20 protein-coding genes and 1 pseudogene are annotated in these 22,904 nt (G+C 32.3%); 8 read left to right on the forward strand and 13 right to left on the reverse strand.

The genetic code is table 11. The features are described from left to right. Positions 1-164 precede the first annotated feature (164 nt). Both F1592_RS02615 and F1592_RS02620 read left to right on the forward strand, forming a co-directional pair. Positions 165-779, forward strand: coding sequence for a TetR/AcrR family transcriptional regulator (locus F1592_RS02615; protein ID WP_037535794.1), 615 nt, complete (start codon positions 165-167; stop codon positions 777-779). Between the two features lie 31 nt (positions 780-810). Next, positions 811-1,752 carry a magnesium transporter CorA family protein gene (locus F1592_RS02620; protein WP_037535792.1) on the forward strand — a complete coding sequence of 314 codons (942 nt, stop codon included), beginning with the start codon at positions 811-813 and terminating at the stop codon, positions 1,750-1,752. Positions 1,753-1,812: 60 nt separating this feature from the next. On the opposite strand, the gene F1592_RS02625 is transcribed toward F1592_RS02620, so the two are convergent. Next, a complete protein-coding gene (locus tag F1592_RS02625) occupies positions 1,813-3,255 on the reverse strand; it encodes a sucrose-specific PTS transporter subunit IIBC (protein WP_053016576.1) in 1,443 nt (480 codons plus the stop codon). Between the two features lie 180 nt (positions 3,256-3,435). Between F1592_RS02625 and F1592_RS02630 the strand changes: the two genes are divergently transcribed. The 4 genes and pseudogenes from F1592_RS02630 (at position 3,436) to F1592_RS02645 (ending at position 7,967) form a co-directional block, all read left to right on the forward strand. Further along, positions 3,436-3,810: a DUF1722 domain-containing protein gene (locus F1592_RS02630; protein ID WP_053016574.1), complete on the forward strand. Its 375-nt coding sequence runs from the start codon at positions 3,436-3,438 to the stop codon at positions 3,808-3,810. 1,006 nt (positions 3,811-4,816) lie between these two features. Next, a pseudogene (rsp, locus tag F1592_RS02635) lies at positions 4,817-6,921 on the forward strand (AraC family transcriptional regulator Rsp). A 57-nt stretch (positions 6,922-6,978) separates the two neighbouring features. After that, positions 6,979-7,410: a pyridoxamine 5'-phosphate oxidase family protein gene (locus F1592_RS02640; protein ID WP_370591707.1), complete on the forward strand. Its 432-nt coding sequence runs from the start codon at positions 6,979-6,981 to the stop codon at positions 7,408-7,410. 203 nt (positions 7,411-7,613) lie between these two features. Further along, entirely contained in the window at positions 7,614-7,967 is a 354-nt protein-coding gene (locus F1592_RS02645) for a DUF4889 domain-containing protein (protein ID WP_011274992.1), read from the forward strand. A gap of 148 nt (positions 7,968-8,115) precedes the next feature. Here F1592_RS02645 and F1592_RS02650 read toward each other — a convergent pair whose 3' ends face one another. Next, a complete protein-coding gene (locus tag F1592_RS02650; protein WP_053018386.1) occupies positions 8,116-9,393 on the reverse strand; it encodes a cation:dicarboxylate symporter family transporter in 1,278 nt (425 codons plus the stop codon). A 207-nt stretch (positions 9,394-9,600) separates the two neighbouring features. Continuing rightward, complete coding sequence (locus F1592_RS02655) at positions 9,601-9,960, reverse strand: DUF3139 domain-containing protein (RefSeq protein WP_011274989.1); 360 nt, start codon at positions 9,958-9,960, stop codon at positions 9,601-9,603. 280 nt (positions 9,961-10,240) lie between these two features. Here F1592_RS02655 and F1592_RS02660 point away from each other — a divergent pair, with 280 nt between their 5' ends. After that, entirely contained in the window at positions 10,241-10,684 is a 444-nt protein-coding gene (locus tag F1592_RS02660; protein ID WP_037550047.1) for a MarR family winged helix-turn-helix transcriptional regulator, read from the forward strand. Between the two features lie 220 nt (positions 10,685-10,904). Next, positions 10,905-11,321 carry an Hsp20/alpha crystallin family protein gene (locus tag F1592_RS02665; protein ID WP_149809409.1) on the forward strand — a complete coding sequence of 139 codons (417 nt, stop codon included), beginning with the start codon at positions 10,905-10,907 and terminating at the stop codon, positions 11,319-11,321. A 77-nt stretch (positions 11,322-11,398) separates the two neighbouring features. Here F1592_RS02665 and F1592_RS02670 read toward each other — a convergent pair whose 3' ends face one another. The 10 genes from F1592_RS02670 to nirD all read right to left on the reverse strand — a co-directional run bounded on the left by F1592_RS02670 (position 11,399) and on the right by nirD (position 22,901). After that, positions 11,399-12,556: a nitrate/nitrite transporter gene (locus F1592_RS02670; protein ID WP_037535783.1), complete on the reverse strand. Its 1,158-nt coding sequence runs from the start codon at positions 12,554-12,556 to the stop codon at positions 11,399-11,401. Positions 12,557-12,785: 229 nt separating this feature from the next. Beyond that, complete coding sequence (gene nreC, locus F1592_RS02675; protein WP_053016568.1) at positions 12,786-13,439, reverse strand: nitrate respiration regulation response regulator NreC; 654 nt, start codon at positions 13,437-13,439, stop codon at positions 12,786-12,788. Between the two features lie 21 nt (positions 13,440-13,460). Beyond that, the gene (gene nreB / locus F1592_RS02680; RefSeq protein ID WP_053016566.1) at positions 13,461-14,495 is read right to left on the reverse strand and encodes a nitrate respiration regulation sensor histidine kinase NreB; all 1,035 of its coding nucleotides are present in this window, start codon (positions 14,493-14,495) and stop codon (positions 13,461-13,463) included. Positions 14,496-14,504: 9 nt separating this feature from the next. Next, on the reverse strand, positions 14,505-14,954 hold the full coding sequence (gene nreA / locus F1592_RS02685) for a nitrate respiration regulation accessory nitrate sensor NreA (protein ID WP_053016565.1): 450 nt from the start codon (positions 14,952-14,954) through the stop codon (positions 14,505-14,507). Between the two features lie 20 nt (positions 14,955-14,974). Continuing rightward, entirely contained in the window at positions 14,975-15,658 is a 684-nt protein-coding gene (gene narI / locus F1592_RS02690) for a respiratory nitrate reductase subunit gamma (protein WP_011274982.1), read from the reverse strand. Continuing rightward, positions 15,651-16,226, reverse strand: coding sequence for a nitrate reductase molybdenum cofactor assembly chaperone (narJ, locus tag F1592_RS02695; protein WP_011274981.1), 576 nt, complete (start codon positions 16,224-16,226; stop codon positions 15,651-15,653). Before narJ ends, narI begins: the two co-directional genes overlap by 8 nt. Then, positions 16,219-17,772 carry a nitrate reductase subunit beta gene (gene narH, locus F1592_RS02700; RefSeq protein ID WP_011274980.1) on the reverse strand — a complete coding sequence of 518 codons (1,554 nt, stop codon included), beginning with the start codon at positions 17,770-17,772 and terminating at the stop codon, positions 16,219-16,221. Before narH ends, narJ begins: the two co-directional genes overlap by 8 nt. Further along, a complete protein-coding gene (locus tag F1592_RS02705; protein WP_053016563.1) occupies positions 17,762-21,445 on the reverse strand; it encodes a nitrate reductase subunit alpha in 3,684 nt (1,227 codons plus the stop codon). The genes narH and F1592_RS02705 overlap by 11 nt, the downstream gene beginning before the upstream one ends. A 206-nt stretch (positions 21,446-21,651) precedes the next feature. Next, positions 21,652-22,596, reverse strand: coding sequence for a uroporphyrinogen-III C-methyltransferase (gene cobA, locus F1592_RS02710; protein ID WP_149809408.1), 945 nt, complete (start codon positions 22,594-22,596; stop codon positions 21,652-21,654). Then, positions 22,587-22,901, reverse strand: a complete 315-nt coding sequence (gene nirD / locus F1592_RS02715; RefSeq protein WP_011274977.1) for a nitrite reductase small subunit NirD — start codon at positions 22,899-22,901, stop codon at positions 22,587-22,589. The genes cobA and nirD overlap by 10 nt, the downstream gene beginning before the upstream one ends. Between the last annotated feature and the right edge of the window lie 3 nt (positions 22,902-22,904).

The raw sequence follows: 22,904 nt of genomic DNA on the forward strand, positions 1-22,904 counted from the left end.
AAATCTAACCTCCTAAAATTTATTGAACAATGTGTTGAATATTTAATACCTTGTAAATTATAATGAGATAGTCAAAAATAAACAATAATCAATTATTCAAATACCGTACGTTATTGAACAGATTGTAGATTTTTGTCTATTTACTATTAGGAGGTCGATATTTAATGAAGGAAGACAGGAGAATAAGAAAGACAAAATCAGCTATTAAACGTGCATTTACAGACCTTTTAAAAAAGAAAGACCTCGACAAAATCACTGTTCAAGATATTTCAAATCAAGCAGATATTAATCGTGGTACATTTTATTTACATTATGAAGATAAATACATGTTATTAACTGATATGGAAGATGAATACATTTCACAAATTTGGTCATCAACTCAATTTAATCAACTCGACACTAGTACACCAGAAAATACAGCTGATGATTTTATTAATAATATTTTGACCAAAGTATTACAACATATCTCCGATAATATGGACTTTTATCATACGATTCTTCAATTAGAACGTAAAAGTAGACTTGAAGAAAAAGTTCATTCCTTAATTAAAGAAAATCTGCAAAAATATATTAGTATTGACCATGAGATAGATGGTATTCCTGAAATGTATTTTCATAGTTATGTTTCAGGTGCTACTATTTCAATCATCAAATATTGGGTACAAGACGATAGTCGTATTTCTGTAAATGATTTAACAAAACATATTTTTAATATTATTTATAATGGCCCATTACGTATTATGATTCAAAATCATTATGAACGTACCCAATCCAACTGAGACTAAATGAATATGAAAGGAATCATTAGCTATGCTAACTGCATATAAACATTCAACTAACAATGACATCGTTGAAACGACTTTAGATCACTCTGCATCATGGATTAATGTTGTAGAACCTGAACGAGAAGAAATTGAACAATTAATTGAAACCTATAATTTGCCCGAGGACTTTATTCGAGATCCATTAGATGCTGATGAAAGCGCACGTATTGAATATGATGACGATACAGGCTATTCCCTTATCATCATCGACTTACCTATTGTAAGTTCTACGCATCGTCGCGTCTTATCTTTCGTTACAATCCCATTAGGAATTGTTATCGGAAAAGGACTTATTTTGACAATCTGTGATGCTGAAAATGAATTCTTAGAGAATTATGCACGACAAGATGATGTTAATTTAAATTTTCATAGTCGTTTTGCTCTAGATATTTTATTAACTATTTCAAACCACTACAACAGAAATTTAAGACTTTTAAATAAATCCCGAATCCGCATCGAACGAGAACTAAAAAATAATATTACCAATAAACAGCTTTACAAATTAATGGAAGTTGAAAAAAGTTTGGTATATTTTCTAGCTGCATTAAAAGGTAACGATACAATTATTAAAAAATTATTCCGTTTACCTGCCATAAAACGTTTTGAAGAAGATGAAGATTTATTAGAAGATTTAGTGATTGAAAATAACCAAGCGATTGAAACGACAGAATTATATACTGGCATTTTAGAGAGTATTACAACTTCGTATTCTTCATTATTATCTAACGAAATGAATAATATTATGAAGACACTTACATTATTTACAGTATTACTCACATTACCAACACTTGTGTTTAGTTTCTTCGGTATGAACGTACCGCTTCCACTCGATGAGAAAAGTTATTCATCGTGGCTCTTCATTGTAGGAATTTCACTCGTTCTTGTGACTATAGTAAGTATCTTCTTATGGCGAAAACAAAAATTATAACTGCTAATTATACAAAAAAGTCGACATTCTGCATAAATCAGAATGTCGGCTTTATTTCGTTTATTCAGCTGAAGCTTGATAAGCTTTGCGTCGAGATAAGACTAAAGTAATAGCTACAGAGACAATAAAAGCAATGAGCATGCCAATAAAGTAATGCAACCACCCAGCATTTGCTGGATTAATAGAAATAAATCCTGGTAGCCCAGCTGTACCTAAAGCGATGGCTTTAACTTTAAAGAATGAGATATAAGCTGATCCAATAGCTGAACCAATGATTGCACCTATAAATGGATATCTTAATTTAAGATTTACACCAAACATTGCTGGTTCAGTAATGCCTAATAGCGCTGATACACCAGCTGCAGATGCAACACCTTTTAATTTTTTGTTATTTTTAATAATGATAAATGCTGCTAATGCTGCACCACCTTGTGCTACGTTAGACATTGTTGCAATTGGGAAGATAAATGAACCTCCCGTTTTTGCTTGATCAGCGATTAATGTTGTTTCAACAGCGATAAAGCTATGGTGCATACCTGTTATAACAATCGGCGCATAGAATAAACCGAAGATAAACCCACCAATTGCACCACCAAATTCATATAACCATGTTAATCCGTCTGATAACCAATAACCAAGCTGTCTTGTTAATGGTCCTACAAATAAAAATGTTAGAAATGCCGTAACTAAAATAGATAATAATGGTGTTAATAAATTATCTAATACAGTTGGAATAACCTTACGTAACCACTTTTCAATAGTTGCTAAAATATATGCTGCCACCAACATTGGTAACACTTGTCCTTGATAACCTACTTGATTAATATGTAAACCAAATAAATCCCAATGTGGAATTGCTTTACCCGCTTCTACAGCCTTAGGAAAATCGTATGCGCTCATTAATGATGGATGTACTAAAATCATTCCTAAAGCTGCACCTAAGAATGGATTACCTCCAAATCGTTTCGCAGCACTAAATCCAATTAATATTGGTAATAACGTAAATGGTGCATTTGCAAAGATGTTAATCATATCTGCTAATCCAGCAAACTGACTATGAACATCTATTAAAGATTTATTATCATAAAAGAGATCTGGCGCAGTTAAAATATTATTAATCCCCATTAATAACCCACCAGCAACAATGGCTGGAATAATAGGAACAAATATATCTGAAAGCATCTTAACGAATCGTTGTAATGGATTCATGTTTCGAGCGGATTTATCTTTAACATCCGCTGTTGTAGAAGCCTCTTTCCCTGTTATTTTCTCAAGTTCATTAAATACTTTATTGACTGTACCTGAACCAATAATGATTTGATATTGACCGCCAGTTGAGAATGTACCTTTAACAACATCCATCTTCGATAAAGTGTCCTCATCTACTTTACTTTCATCATTAAGTACGAGTCTCAATCTTGTGGCGCAATGGGCCATCGCATCTAAATTATCTTCCCCACCTATAGCTTCAAGAATTTCTTCAGCCGACTTTTTATAGTTCATTAAATTTCCCTCCTATTGAATGGAACCGGTTCTATTTATTAATTTTATTGTAACCGGTTCCAAAAAATAACGCAATAACCTTTTTTATCTTCACCAATTATTCATATTTTAGATTTGTAATCTAAGTTTCTGGGAAAAACATATTAAAACTTACAAAATAAGTGAGCGAGGCGGTATTTGATGAAAGAACGTGGCTATATTGAAAAGTTATGGAGAGAAGAAAAATATAATGTCTTGTACCATAGTCAACAAGATTATAATTATATTCGTGAATTACTTAAGCAATCTCCAACTTTAAATGAAGTTCAACTAGCTATTAATGAAGCACTCCAAACGACTCCATCCAATGGTTCAATAATGAATGCATACGATCATATGTGGGGATACTTTAAACACAAAGCTAATGAAATGGAAAAAAACAAATCAGCTCAATTAAAAACTGATTTCAAACAAGATAAAGTTCAAAGTAAAGAATTGCTGATTTTTATAAAATACTTAGCCGACAAATATGAAATTTCTTACCTTCAAAAAAGTACCCTGCTTAATTTCCAATGAGAATACTTAAGGTATGAAAAATTTTATTGGCACGGAAATAAGTAGCACCTACTACGTATGAATTAAGTACTTAAAATAATAGAATTGCTACTGCTATTCGCTAAATTTATAAAACAAAAAAGTTGAGACAACGCATGTGTTGTCCCAACTTTTTTAAAATTAATTCTGTTTTTCTGTAAAATATTATTCTTGATGTTACGCCTATAATAAAATCAGTATATTAAAGGATGGTAGATATTAAAACTGTTACTTATGCATCAGTGATTTAGTAATTGGGGGAGTTAGGTTCCTTAGTAATATACATTAGCATGCTACTGCTAATACCATTGTTAATAATACGCATACATATTCTTATTCTAAGTTGAATGGCAAATCTTAGGTGTGGTGTCTGACTATTATTTAATTTATTAATTTTCAATCTCTCTAGTTGTTTAATTCATGATGAAGATGAGTTGAATTTCTATATCACCCACAAAATAATTTACTTTACTTGTGTTAGATGGAAAATTCTTGTTGTCGAGTCTAATCATTGATATAGAATTTAATAATTTTAATATGGTGTTGGTACTTGTATCATTAACTTTAATATGTTGCAGAATTTGAACTCAATGATTTAATTATAGCTTTTCTTGTTGTGGAAATACTTTATGTTGCTATTTCATGATGTTAATACAGAACTAATGAATGTAAGATTTCGAATCATTAATTAAATTAATGTAAATGATGTTTAATCAATTCTGTTTCGAAATCTATATTTATTATGCATCAAATTAAGTTGTCCCACGCTATTAAAATTTTCCAAATCAGTCACACTATATTTTCAATTTTTCCTTTAAGTTGCTTCTTTGAGAAAATTTTTATCGCTTTCACAAAATAATCGCAAAATTTTTTTATTTTTAGTTATTAATTTTTTCTTACTTTTATTTTATAATTACTTTTATTATTCACAATTCAATTGACCAGTAATGTTTAGCCAATAAATAAAAAAGCTAGGAGAACAACATACATGAGTAATTCCCTTCTATTACATGAACATTTAACAACCGCCCCTTCGCGTAATATAAATTATATTATTATATATTTCTCTTTAACTAATGAATTAACGATTACTATTAATGGTGAAAAGAATGATATTCAAAACCATATTGCTATAGTCAATCAAGGTGATTTATTTAATATCGATCATGCTAAAGATTTAATTGAGTTAAAAATCCCTATAGCTTACTTCTATATAGAAGATAATGATTTCTTTAATTGTTTCTTTGACCGTTATTTATTGCAGTCGAATCATTTTATTAAATCTCAAATTTTGCAATGCATTTCTAACTTTTCAAATAATGAAGAACAAGATAGTGAAACAGTATCTAAAATTATAAGAACGTTGTATAAAGAAGCCGTAGTTAGAAACACAACATTATATGTACCGACTATGTCTATCGATAATCAGTTACTGTCTAATATTGTCATGTTTATTAACAATAACATTACATCTAATCTATCTTTGTTAGATATTGCACAACATGCACTTATTTCAGAATCATATTGTTCTAATTTGTTTGCTCGCATATTAAATGTTAATTTTAAAGATTATTATACCAGTCTAAAAGTTAATCACTCTGTACAATTACTAATGACAACGAATCACTCTATAACAACGATTTCCGAATTATCAGGTTTTAGTAGTCACACCAATTTTACTAATCAATTTAAAAAACATTTGGAAGCGAGCCCTAAGCAATTTCGTACGACGCTAAATCAATTAGAACCCCTGCCCTCTATTTTAATAAGAAGTTCAGTTAGTCAATCTTTTTTAAATTTAATTTCACAATTTGAGTTTACGAATCATTTGACCACGGAAACCACACAAATTGATATTGCTAATTACGATCCTAAAGATCAGACGCAATTTTCAACGGCTTTTATAGATTTTCAAAACATAAATGAATTATTTCAATTTGTGTTTAATGATTATTTTGATATTGATTTATCCTATTTACCTAGACCAGCGATTTTAATTAATGATGTGAGAGACATGGTAGGTCGTCACACAAATTTAAATTTATTAAATCGTTGTTTTGAGAAATTATTTGAAAAAAATATTAGATTAGCTGTCACTATTAAAAATAATCAAGAATTTAAAATGATATACCAATTGATCATGATATTCTTACAAAATAATAGAGATTATAAATGGAATAAAAAATTAGTGAAATTCATGCTTGTATTGATACTGAAACAATGTCCATACATGATATCCACCTTGCACACCTTAAACTCAAGAATAAAAACCGTGCTATCAAATTTAGTTTAATGGTTGATGGTTTGTTAAGACAACTGGGTTCATTACAAGAAACATATGATATTATGCATCGTATGAACTTTGATTTTTACTTTGTTGATATTGAAAATATTGATACCAAGAATGTGCTTATTGATATACAACGTGGCTTTACTCACTCATCAACGCACTTTGAAAATTATTTGCGTTTTATAGAGGGATCTAATATACCATCAACTCAGTTTATTTATAGCAACCTATCATTAAAATGTTTCAAATACACTAATAATGGTACACAGTCACTTCAATTGTCAGATCTCGTATGTCATCTATATCAGTTAATGAGACACGGTGGTGGCGTTTGCTATAAATTAATAGAAACAGATCCAATGTATATCTCACTCTTTAATAATCATGGTAGTCTATTACCTATCATGCATTTATACCGATTTGTTTCTACATTTAGTAATGAGTCATTTCAAATATCAAATAATTATTTAATGTGTTACAAAGATGGGAATTATCATGTGATACTTTTCAATAAAATTAATGACCGTTATTTATCTGATAGCCAACAACACTATATCTTTGAAAATGACTTTAAAGAAAACACCCTATTTATTGTAAATACATTAAATAATGAACATGGCTCAATACAGCATTTAATTCCACAAGATAAGCGTGATGTTTACATCGAAAAAGATATTATTCAACAATTAGATAGATGTAATCATCCAAAGACTGAACTATTGATTCAAGAAAATGATTACGCCGCATTTCAAATAACGCTAAAACATGATGAAGTGAAATATATTTGTATTAAACCTTCTTAGTATACTTTTGATGTAAGTTTAAAAAAACATTATTTAGGCTATAAATAGTGTAAGGAGATGATAACTTTGGATAAACAACAAGTGATTCAATCAATTGAAAAAGTCTTAGATACTTCAAAAGTCGGCGTCTTATCAACAGCATATAATAATCAACCAAATAGTCGTTATATGGTATTTTATAATGATGAATTAACTTTATATACGAAAACAAGTAATGAGAGTACTAAAGTTGAAGAAATTAAAAATAATCCTCATGCATATATTTTATTAGGTTACAATGAAACAACAAATAATAGCTTTGTTGAAATTGAAGCAAATATAGAAATTGTTGAAGATCAAAAAGTAATTGACTGGCTATGGGAAACGCAAGATAAAACATTCTTTAATTCAAAAGAAGATCCAAATCTATGTGTGCTAAAAGTCGTACCTAAAACCATCAAATTAATGAATGATGATGACATCGATACACCTGTAACGATTACTGTATAGAATTTAAATAACTGTTTATAATAAAGAGTTTAGGACTGAGTTAATCAAGTTCTGAACTCTCTTTTTTTGATTAATTGGTTAACGCCTTTGATTTAATTTATGTCATTAAATTATGATTCAATTTAATATAGATTATTATTTTATTGCAATTTAATAGTATTTTATGTATAAAAGAGATAGAACTTTTTAAAGGAGTCTATAAAATGAAGAATAAAAAGGGTTTAGGTATCGGTATTGCACTTATTGCTATCATGTTAATTGTATGTATCGTTCTTGTTGTCATGATGATGACAGGTGGTCAAAAAGAAACGTATTATGGCTATATGAAAAACGACCATACAATTGATAAGATGGTAAATGAACAGACTGAAAAAATTGAAAAAAATGTTGAATTGCCTTCTGATAGCAAAGCTAATGTTAAAAAAGGCGACTTCGTATTTTTAGTCAAAGAAAAAGGATCAGATAAATTTTCAAGAGTATCTAAAGTAGATCACGATGACGTACCACATGGTTTAATGATGAAAATTCATGAAATGCATGATATGAAGGGTATGTAAATTACAATAAATCACTGTCAATGAAGAGAAATCTTCGTTGGCAGTTTTTTAATATCATAACGTATTAATACACAAATCTTTATAATTTTAAGCAATAAAAAAAGTATCGAGCCTATGCGCTCGATACTAAAAATGTCAGATTTCTTTTTTAAATTGATTCTAAGTATTTTTTACCTTGTTCTTTGTCATAAACCTTTTCCCATTTAGAGATAACAACAGCTGATAGTGCATTACCTATTACGTTAACACATGTACGAACCATATCTAATAAACGGTCTACACCGATAATTAACGCAAGTCCTTGTGCTGGTAAGCCCATAGCTCCTAATGTTGTTAATAATACTACGATTGAAACGCCTGGTACTCCAGCCATACCTTTAGAGGCAACCATTAATGTCACCATTAAGATAATTTGTTCTGATATAGATAAATGAATGCCATACATTTGTGCAACAAATAATGCTGCAATTGATTGGTATAGCGCTGATCCATCAAGGTTAAATGAGTAACCTATTGGAATAACAAAGGATGTGACATCTCTTGGCGCTCCGAATTTTTCCATTTTCTTCATCATTACTGGTAATACTGCTTCTGAACTTGAAGTAGAGAATGCTAGTAATAATTCATCTTTCAAAATTTTAATGATTGAGAAGATACTAATACCACAGATTCTTGCTACAATTCCTAGAACAACGATAATGAAGAACACCATCGCGAACACTACTACTAATACTAATTTTAATAATGGTATTAAAGCAGATACTCCAAAAGTCATTACTGTTGTACAAATAAACGCAAATACACCTATTGGTGCTAATTTTAAAATTTTATTAATCATCCAGAATACTGCTTCAAGCGTTCCATTTAAAAAACCTTTCACAGGATCTGCTTTTTCTCCTATTGCAGCTAATCCTAAACCGAAGAATACTGCGAAGAAGATGATTGGTAATAATTCGCCTTTAGTTAATGCTTCAAATATGTTTGTTGGTACAATATTTACAATGGTATCAATAAAGTGATTGCCATATGTAGATTGTTCTGCTGCGGATGCAGATGATTGATATTTAGAAATATCGCCTTTAGGTAATTTGTCTGGATCTAAACCAGCACCTGGTTTGAATAAGTTACCAATGATTAGTCCTAAACCAATGGCGATTGTTGTTATAATTTCAAAGTAAAGAATTGCTTTCCATCCATAGCTACCTATCTTCTTTGAGTCCCCTAAGTTAGATATAGATAATGCTAATGCACAGAATACAATTGGTATGATGATCATTTTAATTAAATTTAAGAAAACATCACCGAACGGTTTTATATAATTTGCTACGTTATCTTGTCCAAATAATAATAAACCTACAACTACACCTAGCACCAATGCGATGATTACCTGCATCGGTAAACTAATTTTTCTCTTGAACAGAGCCATGTTGAAACCCCCTTCATCTGACATCGCTTAATTATATCAGATAATTATGAAATGGGATATAAAATTTTTAAAGCTAACTATATATATACTATTCAATCAAGCTAAAATAATTAAAAATACTATAAAAAGGAGAACAGAAATCATTATGAATTCTGTTCCCCTTATTTTTCTTTACTTGTAAAATATTAATCCTCATTTAATGCGAAATTAAGGTTTAAAATTTTGGTTAAAATAATTATGTTTTGCATCTTTAATACTTTTTTTAGTTTCAGTATCAAAGCCTTCAGCAAAGATACCTTTACGTGTTCCTATAGGTTGAATGACATATGTCATATGAGGTTCATCTTTAAAAACAACTTCTTTGTAATAAACCCCTTTTTTTGCACTGTATTGTGTTTTTTCAGATTTAATATCATCACTTAAATGTTTCTGCTCTATATAACTATCTACCATTTTAATATTTCTATGACCTTGATACGTTTTCATAGCAAAAAAGAAAGCAATTGCCACTACTAATGAAATCGCCAAAATAATACAAATTCTAATCCATTTTTGTTTTTTACTCATTTTGAACTCCTTTGTACACAACCTAGTCTCATCATCTCTAGTTACTATCTAAATTATTATGAATGATAGTTAGAAAATTTTAAAGTATTTCAGTATTTCTGTAACAAAATGTCCTAACAATTTATCTCTAATTCAAAATAAATCGACACTTACATTAAACATGTAGACGTACTTTCAAATATAGTTTAAAAGGCTTTAAAAGTCCATGAAATACTATGGCAACAGTCTTGACATTACTTTTAGTTCATAATATCTTTAAATAAGTTAAGGGGGGAAATGTATGTATATTAAAGATAGTTATTTAAGTAATCAATTATGTTTTTTATTATATGTTACTTCTAAAGAAGTCATAAAAAAATATACTTACTATTTAAAAAAGCATGATTTAACATATACAAGCTTTATGGTCATCATGGCCATCGAAAATGAAGAAAAGATAAATATTAAATCACTTGGTCGTCGCGTATTTTTAGATTCTGGAACACTAACACCTCTCTTAAAGAAATTAGAGAAAAAGGGCTACGTACAACGTATGCGTGAAAAAGAAGATGAAAGAAATCTTCAAATTACACTGACTGAAAGTGGTATTAATATTAAACCTACATTGGAAGCTATCTCTGACCAAGTTTTTGAGGACTTTGATATTTCACAAGACGAAAAAGATAATCTTGTTAATAGCTTAAAACATGTTATTTCAAATAACTTCGATTATACTACTCACTAACATTTAATCCTGGCAAAAGCGAAACACTTAATTTCACAATTACTAGGCTTTATACATATTGAGACTTTTGCCATGGATTTACTATTCCGCACTTAATCTGCGCCTTATTCTTTTATAATTCCTTTCGCTTTACGTTAATCCTCTCTATTACTATAATGTACTTGAAAAGTATCATTTTACAACTATGGTATGCACGCTTAAATAAAGGAGAGACATTAGTATGAATAATAGAGAGTTTTTTGAACAATCCATTTTCAAGAATAATCCAAAAGACGTATTCCGTGATTTAGGTGAACAAGTTTTTAATCAATTTTCATCAAAAAGTTTCCCGACAAATATTTATAATCAAACAAATCAATACGTATTAGAAGCTGAACTACCTGGTGTCAATAAGTCTGAAATTGAACTTAAATTTGAACATGCGGCATTAACAATTAAAGTTCAAAAGCAGGTATCTGAACAAACTGGTAGCGTTCAATTAAGTGAACGTGCAAGTGGTGAATTAGTTAGACATTTTGAATTTAACGATATTGATAAGTCACAAATTAAAGCAAGCTACGAAGACGGGATTCTAGTTGTTATTTTACCTAAAGAAGTTAGTGCACAAGATCAATCAACAACTATTACAGTAGAATAAATAGATATACAAAATAAAATGTTAAAGAGCAATACAAACTTTGTTTAGCTTTGTATTGCTCTTTTTAATGTATAAAATTATTTTGCATATTCTTTTTTATACAAGTGTCCCATAGTAATAAATGCTAAGATACCAAATATTGCTAAAAGAATAAATGCTAAATGACTTGAACCTGTTAGACCTGTTACATAAGTAATTACTAAAGGTGGGAAGAATCCTCCTAAACCACCCATCATAGAAACAATACCATTAGCTGCACCAGATTCTTTTGCGAAGTAAGAAGGTACAAGTTTAAATATTAAACCATTACCTAAACCAGCACAGATACTGATAGTTAAACAACCGATAGTAAATAAAGCAATATGACTTGAAATTCCTAAAATAACAGCACCTATAATCATCATAATAAAGTCGATCATTAGTACTTTCACAGCATTAAATTTATCTCCAAGTATACCGCCAATTGGTCTTAAGAAAGTTGCTAAAGCAATGAATACACCTGAACGAATACCTGCATCAACTTTATCAATTCCAAAGTTATTTACTAAGTAGTTAGGTAAGAATAATCCAAATGCTACAAATGCACCAAACGTAATAAAATACCAAAGACTTAAGTAATATAGCTTATAATTCGATGATAATTTTTTAAACTGAGATGCTAAAGGAACTTTCACTTTCGGTTCATTTTTATCGCCAAAAATAAACATTAAAATTGCAAAAATAGCAATAATAATTAAGTAACTTCTTACTGTTGTTTGCCAACCTATGATACCTGCAATTGGCGGTGCTAAGAATGATGATACTGCCGTACCAATGTTACCCATACCGTAAATTCCATTCGCAAGCCCTACTTTATCTTTTGAAAAATATTTAGGTACCGATGTAACACCTACAGAGAATATCGCACCTCCAACACCTAAAAAGAATCCTGATAACATTAACATTCCTGGCGTTTGCGCTTGTCCTAAAAAGAAGATAGGAAATAATAATACGACAAAACTACAAAAGAATACCCATTTCGCACCAATAACATTTGTTAAGTAACCGAATGGTACACGTAAGATTGAACCTAATATTACTGGAATTGCCAGTATAATTGACAACTGCCCAGGATTAACTTTAATATCTTGAGAGATATATGGCATTAACGGAGAAATAATACTCCATGCCATGAAACCTACTACAAGACTTAACGTTTGTAATGTAAGTTGAAAGCCACCTTTTGTCTTATACATTTTTTCACCTTCATCATTTAATTTTCTATATCAGTAATTGTTATATAAAAGAGGTCAAAAGTTTATAATACAATCACATTACTGATTACAATTAAATTTTAGTGTAATTGTGAAAAAATGAACATAAGGACATTCCCTTATACTGACTGGGAATCCCCCTATATTTTCATTTTTAAATGCACAAAAAAACTGAGACATTGCTGAATTGTCTCAGTATCATTTTCATCATTTAAAAATCTAATAATTTCTTTTTTAATGCATATTCAACTAACTCAGGTTTAGATTTTAAATCGAGTTTAGTCATTATATGTGTTTTATGCGCTTCGACCGTTTTAACCGACACGAATAACTTTTCAGCAATATCTTTATTGCCATACCCCTTTGCAATTAAAGGTAATATTTCTAGTTCGCGCTTAGACAATATTTTAAATGGATCGTTAGTAGATACTTCATCTGAATGTTTATGATTTACAAATTCATTCACTAATGACGTTGTTAATTTCATATCTACATATGTTTCGCCCTTATAAACTGTTCGCACGGCTAGTAATAACTGTTCATCAGGTGCATTCTTTAATATATATCCTTTAGCACCATTACGAAGAACGTGGAATAGATATTCTTCATCATCATACATCGTAAGTATTAATATTTTAGTTTCTGGAAAACTCTCTGATATTTTACTAGTTGCAATTAAGCCTGATTCACCAGGCGGCATACTTAAGTCCATAATTAAGACGTCTGGCTTATGCTCCATCACCTTTTGATAAGCTTCTCCCCCATCAGCAGCAGTTGCAACCACTTCCATATCCTCTTGAAAGTTTAATATCATTGAAAATCCTGTTCTAACGACTGCATGATCGTCTGCAATTACAATTTTCACTTTATATTCCCCTAACATATTTTAGACTGGCACATCTAATGTAATAATTGTACCTTTACCAATATGTGTTTCAATATTCACTGTTCCTTTAACAAGTTCTGCTCTTTCATTCATACCATATAGTCCTAATCCCGTGCCTTGAGGTTTTAAATTAGGATCAAAGCCTTTACCTCGATCAATAATTTCAGCGATAAGGCCTGCTTCCGTTTGTTGAATCGTCACTTCCACTTCATAAACACCTGCATACTTTAATGCATTAAATATCGCTTCTTGAACAACGCGATAAACAACCGTTTCAATTTCACTATCGAAACGTATATTTTGAATATTTGATTGATAGACAACATTTAATCCATAATTATGCTCTAATTGTTTGAAATAGGATTTAAAAGCCGCTTCCAATCCTAAATCATCAAGTGATGAAGGTCTTAATTCTACTGATAGATTGCGAATATCATTGATTAAATTAGACATTAACATTTCGATATGTTCAGATTTCTCTATGAGTTGAGCCATATCTTGTTGATATTTCAATAATCTCAATTCAACATCTACATTTAACATCTCTTGAACAACACTGTCATGTAATTCTCTGGATATACGTTTTCTTTCATTTTCTTGTGCAGCTATAGTTTTACGTAACATCTGACGTTGATACATCTTTTCTTGTCGCTCTATTTGTGGAGATATATCTTGTAATGTAAAAGCGTAGATTTGTGCCTCATCATCAATACATTGATACGAAGCAGTAAATGGTTGAATTTTATTATCTACCGTCTTCATGAATACTTGGAAGTTCATATCATTAGGCTTTGTCGTATCAAGATAACAGTTAATGCAACTTTGTAATGCAAATTCGTTAGAGTAACCTTCACAACGATTACATATCGCATTGGTCATCGCACTATAATTGTTATCCTTTGAAATAATCTCTTGTGCTGCGTCATTCATCGCGATAACTTTACCATCATTATTTACAAATACGATTTTTTCACTCGTCTTTTCGTAATATTTTTTTAGTAAGTTCTCTAAATCAAGATTATCAACATCCAACATTTTAAACACCTACATTTCTTCTGAAAATGTCCAAAGTTTGCCACTAATATCCAAAGTTTCATAATCAGGAAGAGGCTTGCCATCTCTCTGACCTAAGAGTAACACACCATACACCTGATTATTGTAACACAATGGGATAGCTACCATTGCAGTTAGATTTTCGGCAATTAAGATTGGATATTTAATCTTGTCTTCTGGTGTTAAACTTGCTATTACGTCGGCAATGATCATGCGTTTTCCAGTCTTCATAACCATACCGGCTAAACCTCGCCCTTTACGCAAGATAATCATTTTATAGCGATCATTCAGGTTACCTGAGACATAATGCCATTTAATCGGTGCTGAAGTCATATGATGCTCGTAAAGTGCAACCCCTGCGAAATCATATCCTTCACTGACCCTTAGATTATTCAATTGTTGTTGGAAATCCTGTTCTTCAAATACTGGATTCGTAATCACATTTGAATCTCCTCTCATACTCATGAACGTGTTTTATGTTTACGATAAACAATATATCTACGATTAGTATACGATAGCGGTACACTCCAAACATGAACTAAGCGAGTGAATGGCCAACAAGCTAAAATTGTAAACCCAAGTAAGATGTGAATTTTAAAAGATAAAGGAACACTCGTCATCAGACTCGCATCTGGTGAAAATGTAAATAAGTGTCTAAACCATATAGATATCGTTTGACGATAATCAAAATCACTTACCATCGCATTCGTAACTAATGTTGAATAACAACCCATGAAAATAATTAATATTAATAAGAAATTTACAAATATATCAGAAGCTGAACTTAGCTTTCTAACATTTTTAATAGTAATTCGTCGTGCTGTTAATAGTAACATACCAATAAACGTCATTATACCAAAGATACTACCGATGTATACAGCACCAAAATGATACATTTCCTCGCTTACACCTAATCCATCAATCCATTTAGCTGGTATAGCGAGACCTACGACGTGACCAAAAAACACCGGGATGATGCCCAAATGGAATAATAAGCTACCCCATTTTAATTGTTTTTTCTCTAAAAATTCACTCGATTTAGCAGTCCATGAGAATTGATCATATTTATAACGAGCGATGTGTCCAACAATGAAAATGGCTACACATAAATATGGAAATATAATCCATAAAAATTGATTAAGCATGAGATGTCACCTCATTTGGAATTTCTAGACAAGCTTTTAATGTATTTCTTAAAGCACGTATCACATAAGCATAAGGATTGTTATCTTGAGCTAAATGATTTGCCATTTCATACGTACCGTCTTCAATAATCATAATAACTAGTTCAATATTACCTTCTGCTCGTGGATCATTTTGCCATGATGCTACGTGTAAGAATTGGAGCATCAATGGTAGATAATCTGATAACTCGTTATCTACCATTTTCAACCCAAACATTTCATATAACACTTTAAGTTTAGCCAACATTTGGCCTCTTTCTTTTTGAGTATCAAATTTGTTGTAAGTCATATAAAGCGGTGATTTCTTATTAAAATCAAAGGTATCTGTATATATTGCTTTAATTTCTGACAATGTGAATTGATGCATAATCTCTCTGTATTTTACTAAATCATCATAACCAGGATGAGAGGGTTCAATCGTTTCTTCAAATGTTTTTGGATGAAACGTTAATTTCTCTGGGAAATTAAGCTGCTGAGCGATATAACCAAAACTTTCTTGATAATAATGAAATTGTTGTAAATTAATCACGGAAAATCCCTCCATAGAAATTCTCATTATAAATTTCTTGTCCTGTTTTTCCTGAACCTACCGGAACACCACAGCCTTCACAATTGTCTCCGAAGTATTCGCCACCATACCCTTGGCTACCTTGCGCATGGTACGTATCTAAATATGTTTCTTTATGTGATGTCGGTACAACAAAGCGATCTTCATATTTTGCTAAACCTAATAAACGATACATATCTTTAGTTTGAATTTCTGATAATCCAAGTCTTTCTAATTTAGAAGTATCAAACTCTTTACCAGTAACTTGTGAGCGCATGTAACTTCTCATCATAGCCATTTTTTGTAAAGATTCCTTAACAGGTTGGACATCTCCGGCAGTAAATAAATTAGCTAAGTATTCTATTGGTAAACGCATTTCTTCAATAGCTGGGAAAATCATATCTGGGTTTTGTCCTGCATTTTTACCTTCAAAATAACTCATAATAGGACTTAATGGTGGGCAGTACCAAACCATAGGCATTGTTCTAAATTCTGGATGTAAAGGAAATGCTAATTTATATTCAATTGCCAGTTTATACACTGGTGAATTTTGAGCTGCTTCAATCCATTCATAGCTAATGCCATCTTTTTCAGCTTGTTCAATCACTTCTTCATCAAATGGATTTAAGAAAATATCTAATTGTTTTTCATATAAATCTTTTTCATTTTCAGCTGAAGCTGCTTCATGAACTCTATCGGCATCATATAATAATACACCTAAATATCTCATTCTACCTGTACATGTTTCAGAACAAACAGTTGGTAATCCAGCTTCAATTCTTGGGAAACAGAATGTACATTTCTCAGCTTTGTTTGTTTTCCAGTTGAAGTAAACTTTTTTATAAGGGCAACCAGTCATACAGTAGCGCCAACCACGACATGCATCTTGGTCAACTAAAACAATACCATCTTCATCACGTTTATACATTGCGCCAGATGGACATGAAGCTACACAACTAGGATTTAAACAATGTTCACAAAGACGAGGTAAATACATCATAAATGTTTCATCAAATTGGAATTTAATGTCTTCTTCAATTTTTTGAATATTTGGATCTTCTGGACCAGTAATATGTGCACCGGCTAAGTCATCTTCCCAGTTAGGCCCCCACTCAAGATTAAGTTTCTCACCTGAGATAAGTGAGTGCGCTTTAGCAACAGGAGAATGCTTACCTTCTTTAGCAGTAGTTAAATGTTCGTAATTGTATGTCCATGGTTCATAATAATCTTTAATAAGAGGCATATCTGGGTTGTAAAAGATTTTACCTAACGCCATTTTTGTCCAACGACTACCAGATTTAAGTTCTAATTTTCCTTTTTTATTTAAGACCCATCCACCTTTATAATGTTCTTGGTCTTCCCATCGTTTCGGATATCCTACACCTGGTTTAGTTTCTACGTTGTTGAACCACATGTATTCTGCACCTGGACGGTTAGTCCAAGTGTTCTTACATGTTACGCTGCAAGTGTGGCAACCTATGCATTTATCTAAATTTAACACCATTGCAATTTGCGCTTTAATCTTCAAGCCAATTTACCTCCTTCATCTTTCTCACTGCTACATATACGTCACGTTGATTTCCTATTGGTCCATAATAGTTAAAGTGATAACTAATTTGTGCGTAACCACCTACAAGCTGTGTAGGTTTCAAATGAATTCTTGTTGGTGCATTGTGTGAACCGCCACGAGTATCTGTAATTTCTGATCCTGGTGTTTCAATGTGTTTATCTTGTGCATGATACATGAACATTGTTCCTCTTGGCATACGGTGTGATGTGACTGCTCTTGCAGTTACAACACCATTTCTGTTATAAACTTCTAACCAATCGTTATCATTAATGCCGTGCTCTTCAGCATCCTCATTAGATAACCAAACGACTGGACCACCTCTAAATAATGTCAACATACGTTCATTATCTTGATATGTTGAGTGTATATTCCATTTACCATGAGGTGTTAAATAACGTAATACTAATGCATCCTGTCCACCTTTAACTTGTTTATCTCTAGTACCAAATACCATTGGTGGTAATGTTGGTTTGTATACTGGTAAACTTTCGCCAAATTGTTGGAATACTTCATGATCGATGTAATAACTTTGTCTACCTGTTAATGTTCTAAATGGTACGAGTCGTTCTATATTAGTTGTAAATGGAGAATATCTACGTCCATTTTTGTTTGAACCAGGGAACACAGCTGTTGGTATAACTTCGCGTGGTTGTGATGTAATGTTTAAAAATGAAATCTTTTCAGATGCACGTTCTTTTGAAATGTCTTTTAATTCCATTCCTGTTTGATTTTCTAAATCTTCGTATGATTTTTGTGATAATTTGCCGTTAGTAGCTGATGATATATTTAAGATTGCATCTGCTACTTTTCTAGCAGTATCGATACGTGGACGATTATTTCTGACTGATTCAGGGTCCTCATCATTCCAAGTACCTATCATACTTTTAAGTTCTTCATATTCATCTTTCACGCTGAAGCTTACGCCATGTGCACCAACTTTTCCTTTTTCAAGTAATGGACCTAAAGTCACATATTTATCGTAAATTTTAGTGTAATCTCTATCTACGACTGCGAAGTTTGGCATTGTTTTACCTGGAATGGCTTCAACTTCTCCTTTAGACCAATCTTTAACAATACCGTATTCTGAGCCTAATTCCTGTTTAGAATCATGGCCAAGTGGTGTCGTTACAACATCTTTAAATGTTCCTGGCAAGTAATCTTTCGCCATTTCTGAAACAGCTTTACTTAATGTTTTATAAATATCCCAGTCTGAACGTGATTCCCATAATGGATCAATCGCTGGATTAAATGGATGAATGAATGGATGCATATCTGTTGATGACAAATCGTGTTTTTCATACCATGTTGCAGCTGGTAATACGATATCTGAGTACAATGGTGTCGCAGTCATTCTGAAATCTAGTGACACTAGTAAGTCTAATTTACCTTCTGTATCTTCACGCCATTGAATTTCTTCTGGTTTGTCTTCTTCGTTAGGTTCAGCCATTAGTCCTGAACGTGTACCTAATAAATGTTTCATAAAGTACTCTTGTCCTTTGGCAGAACTTGAAATTAAATTTGAACGCCATACGAATAATGTTTTCGGATGGTTCTTTCTTAAATCTGGATCTTCTATCGCAAATTGAGTTTCTCTATTTTTAACTGATTCGATTGCTCTATTTAATATCGCTTCATTAGAGTCATCGCCGGCATCTTTTGCCTCTTCTCCGAATAACAAACTATTCTTATTGAATTGAGGGTATGACGGCAACCAACCTAATCTAGCAGCTGTGACGTTATAGTCAGCTGGGTGTTGATGTTTAATATTATTAGCTAATGGAGATTTTAATTTATCAACATTAGATTCCTCATATTTCCATTGATCAGTCGCAAAATAGAACCAACTTGTACCATTTTGCAGACGTGGTGGTCCTTGCCAGTCTTTCGCAAAGGCTACTGTATTCCAACCTTCAATTGGGCGACATTTTTCTTGTCCAACGTAGTGTGCCCATCCACCACCGTTAACACCTTGACAGCCACATAAAAGAACAAGATTTAAAATCGCTCGATAAATCGTATCTGAATTGAACCAGTGGTTAATACCAGCACCCATGATTATCATTGAGCGTCCTTTTGTATCGATTGCATTTTGCGCAAATTCTCTAGCTACTTGTGTTACTAATTCTGGTTTAATACCAGTTACTCGTTGTTGCCATGCAGGTGTATATTTTGATTCAGCATCGTCGTATGAAGTTGCTTCTAATTCATGATTAAATCGTTTAATGCCATATTGACTTGTCATTAAGTCATATACTGTCGCTACATACACTTCTTTTCCATCAGCTAATGTTACTTTTCTAGCTGCTATTGGTCTTTCAAAAATACCGTCACCTTGACTATCAAAGTAAGGGAATTGAATCGTTTTTAGCTCGTATGTGTCGTCTGCCATTGACATCGCTGGATCAATCTTAGAACCATCTTCATTTTCTAATTTTAAGTTCCACTTCTTGCCTTCTTCCCAGCGTTGACCCATTGTGCCATTAGGTACTACAAACTGATTACTATTCATATCGTGAATGACTGGTTTCCATTCGCTATTTTCACTTTCCATACCTAAATCACTTGCACGTAAGAATCGTCCTGCTTTATAGCCATTGTCATCTTCGTCTAACATAATCACGAAAGGCATATCTGAATATTGTTTTGAATAGTTAATGAACATTTCACTAGGATTATCTTGATAGTATTCTTGTAAAATAACATGTGTCATTGCTTGTGCTACTGCTGCATCAGTACCAGGATTAGGCGCTAACCAGTTATCCGCGAATTTAACATTTTCTGCATAGTCAGGTGCTACTGAAACAACTTTAGTCCCTTTATATCTCACTTCAGTCATAAAATGAGCATCAGGTGTACGTGTAAGTGGTACGTTTGAACCCCACATAATAATATATGAAGCATTGTACCAATCACTTGATTCAGGTACGTCAGTTTGTTCACCCCAAATTTGTGGTGACGCAGGCGGTAAATCAGCATACCAATCATAAAAACTTAACATTTCTCCACCGAGTAAGTTGATAAATCTTGCCCCTGCAGCATAACTTATCATTGACATGGCAGGAATTGGTGTGAATCCTGCGATTCTATCTGGACCATCCTTTTTAATTGTATAAAGAATTTGTGCAGCAATAATATCTGTTACATCTTTCCAGTTAGCTCGAACATGTCCACCTTTACCACGTGCTTGTTTATATGCTTTTGCTTTCTCTTCGTCTTCAACAATAGATGCCCACGCTGCAATACGATTTCCATTATTTTCTTCTAAAGCAGTATTCCATAAATCTAATAATTTACCTCTAATGTATGGATATTTCACACGCAGTGGACTATATTCATACCAAGAGAATGACGCACCACGTGGACATCCACGAGGTTCAAATTCTGGCATATCAGGCCCACAACTTGGATAATCGATTTGTTGATTTTCCCAAGTGATTACGCCGTTTTTAACAAATACTTTCCATGAACATGACCCTGTACAGTTAACACCATGTGTTGTTCTAACTACTTTATCGTGACTCCATCTTTCACGGTACATTTTTTCCCATTCTCTACTTTTGCTCTCAAGAACTGACCAGTTACCATTAAATGTCTCAGTTGGTTTGAAAAAGTTTAATCCAAATTTTCCCATCTATATGAATCCTCCTACCGTTAAAGGTATTAACTTATTCCGATTTGCCGTTTTACTTTTGAATTTATAATGATTGTACAATTTTTCACATTCATTAGGTATTAGGGAATGTCCTAATTCGCATGGGGGAATCCCTAAAAAACAAAAAAGCAGGTAGTGGTACATAACGTTCTAAGAATTCGTTATACCACTCCTGCAAGGATGACTTATAAATTAATATATTTAATTTTATTGTTATTGATTATTTGTGTATATAATTGTTGTTGTGATGGATGGTAACTTTCATCAACGTGCACTAAACAACGATATCCTGTTTCAGATAATTCTTCAGCTTTTAATAAAGCATCTTCTTTCGAACCTTTTATAACATACAATGAATCATCTAAATTTCTTTGATGCTCTTGTTTCAACACTTTATCATTATCAATATGGTCAACAATAGCGCCTAAAATACAAATTCCTGGTTCAACTTCAAGTTCATGTTGTTGTAATTGATGCTCAATGGTGCTTAATTTACCAATGATGACGCGTTGGTTATGACACGTAGCATTAAACACAATTGCTATCGAATAGTCCTCTGAAGTATAAGCTGTGATTTGATCAATGATACGGCCCAATCGCTTTATCCCCATATAGATGGCTAATGTCCCACCATTAATCAAATTACGTATATCTGTTTCTTGATTGATTGAATCTTTGAAATGGCCTGTTGAGAAGGTCACACTAGGCGCTACTGATCTCATTGTTAATCCTAAATCCATTGTTGCAACAGCTGCACTTGCCGAAGTTACACCAGGAACAATTTCATATTCGATACCATAGTCTTTTAAAGTATTGACTTCTTCAGTAACACGACCGAATATTGCTGGATCGCCACCTTTGAGACGAATGACTGTTTGATACTTTTTAGCCGCTTCAACGATTTTTAAATTAATTTCGTCTTGTTGTATATGTTTAGCGTAAGGCTTTTTACCTACATCAATGAATTCCGCATCAGCGGGTGCATATTGAAGTATGAGTGGGTTTACTAAACGATCATATAGAATAACTTCAGCTTTCTTAATACATCGTTCTGCTTTTTTCGTTAATAGATTAGGATTACCAGGTCCAGCACCTATCAAGTAAACCTTTGATTTTTCATCTACAGACATACATAAACGTCTCCATCGATGACTTCAACTTGATATGTTTCAACACATCCAGTATCAGGTTCTTGTACCTCGCCACTTCTCAAATCAACCTTTTGATCATGTAAAGGGCAATAAACGTAGTCGCCACTTACTGTTCCTTCTGATAATGGCCCTTGTTTGTGAGGACAAATGTTATTAATCGCATGAATGTCTCCACTTTCAGTTAAGAAAATGCCAATTTCTTTACCATCAACAATCACTTTTTTTCCAATCAATGGTGTTAATTCTTCTAATGTCGTTACTTTAACTTTTTCCATAGATTTCATATG

This window comes from Staphylococcus sp. GDX7P312P, assembly GCF_008385775.1.
In the GTDB taxonomy this organism is placed as follows: domain Bacteria; phylum Bacillota; class Bacilli; order Staphylococcales; family Staphylococcaceae; genus Staphylococcus; species Staphylococcus haemolyticus.